Annotated in this window: 6 protein-coding genes and 1 pseudogene; 2 read left to right on the top strand and 5 right to left on the bottom strand. The window is 69.7% G+C overall.

Features of this window, described 5'->3' with window-relative positions:
• Window positions 1–1,455, bottom strand: a 1,455-nt coding sequence (locus tag VGZ32_RS07825) for an Ig domain-containing protein (protein ID WP_326885194.1), incomplete at its 3' end; no start/stop codon positions are given.
• A gap of 616 nt (window positions 1,456–2,071) precedes the next feature.
• Here VGZ32_RS07825 and VGZ32_RS07820 point away from each other — a divergent pair.
• Complete coding sequence (locus VGZ32_RS07820; RefSeq protein ID WP_326885193.1) at window positions 2,072–3,628, top strand: DUF1906 domain-containing protein; 1,557 nt, start codon at window positions 2,072–2,074, stop codon at window positions 3,626–3,628.
• A 323-nt stretch (window positions 3,629–3,951) separates the two neighbouring features.
• Here VGZ32_RS07820 and VGZ32_RS07815 read toward each other — a convergent pair whose 3' ends face one another.
• The 4 genes and pseudogenes from VGZ32_RS07815 to VGZ32_RS07800 all read right to left on the bottom strand — a co-directional run bounded on the left by VGZ32_RS07815 (window position 3,952) and on the right by VGZ32_RS07800 (window position 5,954).
• Window positions 3,952–4,485 carry a hypothetical protein gene (locus VGZ32_RS07815; RefSeq protein WP_326885192.1) on the bottom strand — a complete coding sequence of 178 codons (534 nt, stop codon included), beginning with the start codon at window positions 4,483–4,485 and terminating at the stop codon, window positions 3,952–3,954.
• Window positions 4,486–4,635: 150 nt separating this feature from the next.
• Window positions 4,636–4,938 carry a 3-deoxy-7-phosphoheptulonate synthase gene (locus VGZ32_RS28995; protein WP_326885195.1) on the bottom strand — a complete coding sequence of 101 codons (303 nt, stop codon included), beginning with the start codon at window positions 4,936–4,938 and terminating at the stop codon, window positions 4,636–4,638.
• Window positions 4,901–5,066, bottom strand: a pseudogene (locus tag VGZ32_RS28650) (3-deoxy-7-phosphoheptulonate synthase); the annotation flags it as partial. The gene VGZ32_RS28995 and the pseudogene VGZ32_RS28650, both read right to left, overlap by 38 nt.
• Window positions 5,067–5,150: 84 nt before the next feature.
• Window positions 5,151–5,954 (bottom strand): hypothetical protein, encoded by an 804-nt coding sequence (locus VGZ32_RS07800; RefSeq protein ID WP_326885190.1) that lies wholly within the window; start codon window positions 5,952–5,954, stop codon window positions 5,151–5,153.
• A 230-nt stretch (window positions 5,955–6,184) separates the two neighbouring features.
• On the opposite strand from VGZ32_RS07800, the gene VGZ32_RS07795 reads away from it, so the two are divergent.
• Window positions 6,185–6,614: AfsR/SARP family transcriptional regulator (locus VGZ32_RS07795; RefSeq protein ID WP_326885189.1), on the top strand; the 430-nt coding region annotated here is incomplete at its 3' end.

The raw sequence follows: 6,614 nt of genomic DNA, 5'->3' as shown, positions 1-6,614 counted from the left end.
GCCCGAGCCGCTGACCGCCCACGTGAACGACGCCGAACCCGACGCACCGGTGCTGTCCGTCGCGGTGACCGTCACGCTCGAGGTGGCGGCCGTGGTCGGGGTGCCGGAGATCAGACCGGTCGAGGAGTTGATCGACAGACCCGCCGGAAGACCACTGGCCGACCAGGTGAAGCTCTGCCCGGACGCCGAGTCAGAAGCGCTGAGCTGCACCGAGACCGCGGTACCGACCGTGGAGCTCTGGTTGCCCGGGCTGCTCACGGTGACGGTGTTGCCGCCACCGCCGTGGTTGACGATCGGGTGCGACAGGTCGCACCGGTTGTCGTCGTTCGACCAGATCGCCTGCTCGGCGAACGTGCCGCTGCCCATGGTGACGTTGCCCGCGCCGCCCGCGGAGCCCGGGCTCAGCCACGCGCACTCGTCGCCGTTCTCCTGGCCGCTGAACGAGCTGCCGGACTGCTGGTTGGTCCAGCCGCCCGCCGGGTTCTGGTCCGAGACCGTCTCGGAGAACTCGTGGCCTATCGTGATCGTGTACCCGTCCAGCGTTCCGGGCGAGTTGACGAACCCGACGCCGCAGCCGGCACCGGAGTCCATGTTGTACGGCTGGTTGCTGAACGCGATGTCGCCGTACGGCGAGGTCACCGGGCCACCGGTCAGGCTGCTGTCACCGTTGTAGTCGTGCCAGGCGCAGTACTGACCCTGGTAGTTGTCCGGGTTCGTACCGGTCGGCGAAAGGATCACGTAGTACGAGTACCGGTTCGACGCCGCGCTGGTGTTGCCGAAGTGCGCCGCCGCGTTGACCGCCTCCTGGCCCAGCTGGTGGCCGCTGGCCGCGCTCGGCGAGGCCGCGGAGTTGTCGTACCACACCCCGGACAGTGCGCCACCGGTGTCGTACGGCACAAAGTTGGCGTTGCTCGGGCAGCTGGTCGCCCCGGACGACACGTTCGGGCCGTCGCACCACTGGGTCAGCCCGGCCGACCACAGCTCGCCACCGGTACCGATGCCCTTGAACATCTCCTGAGCGACCGGCGCGCCACCGTCCGGGTCCCCGGAGAACGTCGCGTCACCGCTGCTGTTGGTGCTCTCGGAACCCCACTGGGACCCGTAGAACACCAGGTACACCTTCGCATGACCGCTCATCACGCCGGTGCCGTCGATACCGCCGCCGTAGGCCAGCGTCTCCGGACCGGTCGCGTTCGGCGACACCGTCTGCGCATGCGTGGCCGCGTACGCCTTCATCTTCGCCAGCTGCGAGATCGTCGGCACGGCACCGTGCCGGTAGGGGTGACCGTAGGCCGGGCTGTACGGGTTGACCGAGGAGGCGGAGCTCCCGGCCTCGGGCGTCGCGGAAGCGAACGCCGAGACCGCCACGCCGGTGGCGAGAGTGACGCTGGCGGCAGCTGCCAGTGTGACTCTCAGGCTGCGGCGGCGCGCAGCACCCTTGAATGGGTGGATCACTTGCAAATCCCCTTATCTCAGGTGGCGGCGGCGCATGTGGGTGCGGCCGACCGCCACGGTGTGGGCGCACGTGTGACGGCGCGCGGGATCACCGCTACGCCCGCCGGTGCGTCCAGTTCGGTGTTGGGTGCACGCCCACATTCGGAGTGCTCGGAGATCGCGAGGGGCCTGCGGCAGCTGGGCCCGATCCGACCGCTGAGGCGTACATGGCGGCGCCCCGGACAAGGTTCCCGGGGCGTTCTTTGCAGGGGTGTCCATGGGTGGGAACGCCCGCGACGACCGCCGCGGCCGCAGTCGCGGACACTGAGGGCGAAGTTAGCGCCGCTCACCAGACTGGTCAACGATCACTGACCAAACAGATGATTTTTGAATACCGCGCTCCGACCCACACGTTTCCTGCGGCTTTCGCGCTGAAGCCCGGCGCCGGTTCCGGCGGGCGACCGGCCGACGACCGAGCGCCACGGCAAGCAGACGACATCGCTCATATGTTCTGAAATATCCGCACATTCGGAGCGTCGTATTCGACAGTTCGGATACGGCCGGCCGCTTCGCCGATCAGCTCTGATACGTTCTGCTCCGTTGCCGAATCAGGGGCGGGATTTTACAGGGGGATGGGATGAGGGGCTGGGGCTCACGGCGGCGTGTCGGGGCGCTGACTGCTACGGGCGCGCTGCTGGCGGCCGCGGCTGTGGTCACAGCGAACAGCGGCGTTCTCGGCGCGGACCAGACCGCGTCGACCAACACGCTCACGGCATCCGGGACGCCGTCGTCATCGGCGACAGGTTCGCCCGATGCGTCCGCGCGGCAGGCCACGGTCCCGTTCACGGTCACGCCGGTCAGGGCCCCCTCCGGCCACGCCGCGGGGCTCAAGACCGTCGGCGTTCTCGGGCGCGGCTTCACCGTTCCGGCCGGATGGCAGGTGATCGACCTTGCCGCGCACCCGACCACGTGCGTGCGCTTCGACGTTCACGCCGTCTACATCGGCACTCCCGGGGCGGAGCAGAATTGCCCGGCGCGGGGCGTGGGCAGTCACACCGGCGCGGTGTTGATCCAGCCGGCTCCGGCGCACGCTGCGACGACCGCCACCACCACTGCCGTTGACCATTCGATCGCCGCGGAGATCGACGCCTCCGCGCCCGGAATGACGGTCACCGCGACCTATAGCGGCGCCGACCGGTCGACCATCGTCAGCGCGTTGGCCGCCGCGCACCTGCCGAGCCCGACGGTCGCCACCGTGCCCGTCCCGCCGAACGCCCCCATACCCGCCCCGACCGCGTCCGTGTCGCCCTCCGCTACCGCTTCCCCGCTCGCCTCGCCGTCCGAGACCGCGAGCGGGCAGCCGGATGCCGCAGTTGGGCGCTCCTCCATATCTCCACAGACCTCGACCACCGTGCCCCTCAGCGTGACGAACTACATCTCCGGCGCGGGCTTCGACGCGTGCAACGCGCCCAGCGCGAGTCAAATGGCCGCGTGGACCGCCCCGAATTCGCCGTTCAAGGCCGTCGGCATCTACATCGGCGGCTCGCTGCGGGCCTGCGCCGCCCAGCCGAATCTGACCCCGGCATGGGTCAGCGCCGAGGCCCAGGCCGGCTGGCACTTCATGCCGCTGTACGTCGGCTGGCAGGCGATGAACTGGACGCCGGGCACGCCTCTCACAGTCCCGGCCCAGCTCGGCAGCCAGAGCGCCGACGATGCGATCGCGCAGGCCCAAGCGCTCGGCTTCGGCGCGGGTTCGGTCCTCTACTACGACATGGAGGCGTACCCGGCCACCGCGGAGAGCGCCGCGATGACCTTCCTCTCGGCGTGGTCGGTCGAGCTTCGCGCCAAGGGTTACCGCTCCGCCGTGTACAGCAGCGAGAGCAGCGGCATTGACGACCTGGTCGCCAACCTCGGCAAGATCAGCGAGCCGGACGTGATCGACGTGGCCAACTGGAACGGCCAGGAGGACGCCGACCCCGGGGCCGCGCCGAGCGCGGACTGGCCGCACCAGAGGGTGCACCAGTACGAAGGCGGAGCGAACGCGACCTACGGCGGCGTGACGATCAACATCGACCTGGACTACTTCGACGTCAGCGTCGCTGTCTGTGTCCTCGCTGAAAAGCCCAACCGTGGAGCCGGCATTTACACCGTGCCCGGCAATGCCTGCGTTCCAGCCGTGGTGCCGAGCCCGTAGCGGTCGTCAGACCACTGGCTCATAAGTTCGCCTCCTTCACGACCTCTCGTCCTGCCGCCAACCTTTCTCCAGGAGTTGACCCGCCCTCAGACGCCACCATCGCAGAGATGGTTGATGAGGTGCTGCTCCCCCTCCTGCGCGCACTGTGAGCAGGACGGACCAGGCAGCCTGGGCCAGTACTGTGTCGAGCAGCGCCTCGGCTGCGGCGCGCGAGAACGTCACGGCCGACGGGTCGCGGTCCATGCGCGCCGAGCGGCTGGCGCCGTCCGGCGGATATTTCTGGTTGAACGGCGCCGCGCTCGGTCGGCGTGTCCCGGGCCGGTCTAACGATCCGCAGGCACGAACTCGGGGTTGTAGCGTTCGTGTACGTATATGGCTGGCACATCCTCCTCAAGGAGGACATAAGCCTTGTAGACGCACAGATCGGCATCCCCGGCTGCGGTTCCGACGGCTCCTTCCGCGCCGGCTTCGTCCGTGAGTGGCCAGTCGGCCAGGCCCCAGTCCAACAGCCGCCGCGACTGGCTCACGCCCAACGCGATCAATCCGCGGCCGAGCGGGGTGTCGAGGTCGCGCAGCAGGCCGCGCATCGGCGTGCCGCTCCCGGCGTCGGTGACGACCAGGTTGCGGGAGACGATCTTTCCCTCGGCCGTGCGCAGGGCCGAGTGCCGCACCAGCAGTTCGTCCGAGCGGCCGGCCCGGATCGCCGAGCGCACGCCCCGGTCCAGGTCCCCGGCCGAGCGCAGTTCCTGACGCGCGACCTCGACGTGCAGTTCCAGGCCAAGCAGAGCTTCAAGCAGGAGGGTGGTAGAGCCATCCGACGCCAGGAGCATGCGCGTGATCGGGGCGCGGAACTCCACGGCTCGATCAGCGGTCGAGGTCGGCGGCGGGAATGGAAACGATCACGGCGGTCCTGCCTTCTGCGGGACTGGACGCGCAGCGATGGGCGCGTCGACACGGCGTCAACGTCGGTGGCGTCTCTTCAGACCGATCGTGCGCGCAGCCGGAGTTCAAGCAGAGCCGCCAGTTAGGTCAGGTTCGGATACGAAGGTCTCGACCACCGCGGCCGCCTGTACCAGGCTCAGCCGGGGATCGCAGAGCGAAACGTAGTTCCGCCGCAGGCCGTCCTCGTCGGGGACGTTGGCGCCGACGCACTCGGTCACCGCCGCCGCCTCCTCCAGGCGCAGTCCGCCGGGTTCGACGCCCCGCCTCGCGCAGCGCGCGCACGAAGCCGCGGATCTCCCGTCGGATGTCCTCGAGCCTCCGGGTCTTGCGTCCGGTAGCGGTCTTGACCGTGTTGCCGTGCATGGGATCGCATAGCCAGACTACGGGATGGCCGGCGTTCTTCACCGCGCGCGATGTCGGGCAGGTCCCGCTCGACCGCGTCGGCGCCGAACCGGGAATTGAGCGTCAGGCGGCCGGGGTCGCGGTCCGGGTCCAGGTGCCCGATGGCGCGCTTCAGATCATGGGGATCGCCCTTGCCGCTGACCTTGCACGCGAAGCGCAGTAAGCCCGGCGCGTACGCCTACACTTCGAGCCTGCGCTCGGCCTCGCCCCACGCCCACGCGTATGCGCCGACGACCGTGGCGAGAGCGTCGGAGCAATGGGCCGGGACCGTCTCCACGAGCCGGTAGTACGCCGCGAGCGCCGCCTGCTGGCCGGCGAGTAAGCGCAGCAGGGCTCGGCCTGATTCGGTCAGCCGCAGCGAGGGGTCCTTGCGCAGCTGAGCCATCGCGGCAGCGACCGCATCGGCTCGGGGCGGCGAAGATCGGCGCCTCTTGCGCGCTGGGTTACGCCCCGAGCGACGCGATGGTGTTCGGGGTTCGTCATCCGCGGCCAGTTGCGGCGGCGACACGAGGGAGACCGTGACGCTGCCGGACGCACTCTGCCGCTCTGGCAGCGGGCTGCGGCCCTGCTCCATGCGCCGTCGCACGTCCTGAGCAGTGGAAACAGCGATTCCGGCCTCGCGGGCGATCCGGCGCAGCGAGGCCTCCGGGTTGCCGGCGATGATGCGGCTGGCGCGCAGTCTGCCTTCGGTCCCGTCGACCGGACGCGACCGTCCGTCCCGGCCGACACGGTTGTCCGAGTCCGACTGCTGCCCCGCCGCATTCGCCCGCCGCCGCAGCGCCCCGACGGTCTTGTCGGAAAGCCCGGTGACGGACCCGACCAACCGGTCTGACCAGCTGGGATGGGTGAGGACGAGGCGCTCGGCCGCGGCGACGCGATCGGCGTGCTCCGGCGGGAGGCATTCCCCCTCGAGCCAGGTCCCCGGGTCCTCCTCCGACGCCCTATCACATAAGGCCAGACACGCCGCGTCGTCGGTCAGCAACGGTCCCCCCGAGTGCGTTGTTGAAGGAAGTGTCGTCAATGCTCAGCTCGCGCGGCCCCCTGCTGCCCCACGATCCGGACTGACGACGCTGACAACACTCGCGGGGGGCGGTCATCGATCGATAACATGCCGATCACACGACGACGTGGATGATCATTTCGGCTGACACCGCACACCGGCCCAGGCGAGTACCCTGCTGGTCAGTCGCACTGTCGGGTAGGGGGTCGTCAATGCGATTTCAAGTGCTCGGGCCGCTCAAAGTAGACATCGACGGCAAGGACGTTCCGGTCGCGGGTGCGCGCACGCGCGCGCTGCTGGCCACGTTGCTGCTCAACGCCGGTGCGACGGTGTCGACCCGCGAACTGATCGCCTCGCTCTGGGGCGTGGACGCGCCGCCGTCCGCCCTGTCCTCGCTGCGCAACCTGGTCGGTCGCCTGCGCGAGACGCTCGGGGATTCGGGTGCGCGGCGGCTGCGTACCGTCGGCTCGGGGTACGCCATCGAGGCGGACCGCGACGAGCTCGATCTGCTCGAGTTCGCGGAGCTGTGCGCGAAAGGCCGCGCCGCGCACGAGCGCGGGCAGTGGCCGACCTGCGCCGAGACGCTGCGCAGCGCACTCGGGCTGTGGACCGGGGAGCCGTTCGACGGCATCACCGGTTCCG

This window comes from Actinocrinis sp. (genome assembly GCF_035938995.1).
GTDB lineage: Bacteria > Actinomycetota > Actinomycetes > Streptomycetales > Catenulisporaceae > DASZGI01.
Note: the sequence above shows the minus strand (reverse complement) of the source record. Positions and strands in the feature narration are given on the sequence as shown.

What these genes read in the sequence shown, in the direction of transcription:
- VGZ32_RS07820 (WP_326885193.1), top strand. Translation starts at nt 2,072, where the DNA reads ATGAGGGGCTGGGGCTCACGGCGGCGTGTCGGGGCGCTGACTGCTACG.